Below are 552 nucleotides of genomic sequence, written 5' to 3' on the forward strand. Positions count from 1 at the left end.
CTTTATAATTTGTTATGGTGGTCCAACGTCTTTTAATGTTGTTAAACGTCTAACTGATAAATTAAACGCACCTATTCCGATAGCTTTAGAGCAAATAAGGGGCTATTATCGTTATTTTACGCACAAGGACAACCCAGAGAAGCACCAGTATGATGAAAGCGAAATAAAGTGCCTTAACGGCTTTAAAATTAGTGATTATGTTGAACTTACAAGAAGCGAAGTATCAAAAATCAAAAAAGAGATTAGAGATATTATTCGCGGTAATTGTTTATCTGAATATTCCGATTTAATGGACTATCTCGATGCTGAAGGTATTTGGGAGCGAATAGAAGTAGCCGAAAATAATACGATACACTTTGACGCTTTATTGCGATCTATACGACACAAGAAAGGTTAAAAATGGGGTTTCCTAAGAAGCACGAACAAAGCGTAATACGCAGTGTTAGAGTTCCTAAAGTTATGCAAGATTTTTTAAAAGAGTATTTTAAAAATAGAGATGATTTTACTGCTAATGATTTTATAAATTTGCTTATTGAAAATTCCGACGAATAC

Annotated in this window: 1 protein-coding gene; it reads left to right on the plus strand. The window is 33.3% G+C overall.

What is annotated here, in order from left to right:
* A partial coding sequence (locus CYP54_RS00020; RefSeq protein ID WP_103603701.1) for a Rep family protein occupies positions 1-397 on the plus strand: 397 nt, incomplete at its 5' end.
* Between the last annotated feature and the right edge of the window lie 155 nt (positions 398-552).

Source organism: Campylobacter concisus (assembly GCF_002914005.1).
GTDB classification, from domain to species: domain Bacteria; phylum Campylobacterota; class Campylobacteria; order Campylobacterales; family Campylobacteraceae; genus Campylobacter_A; species Campylobacter_A concisus_N.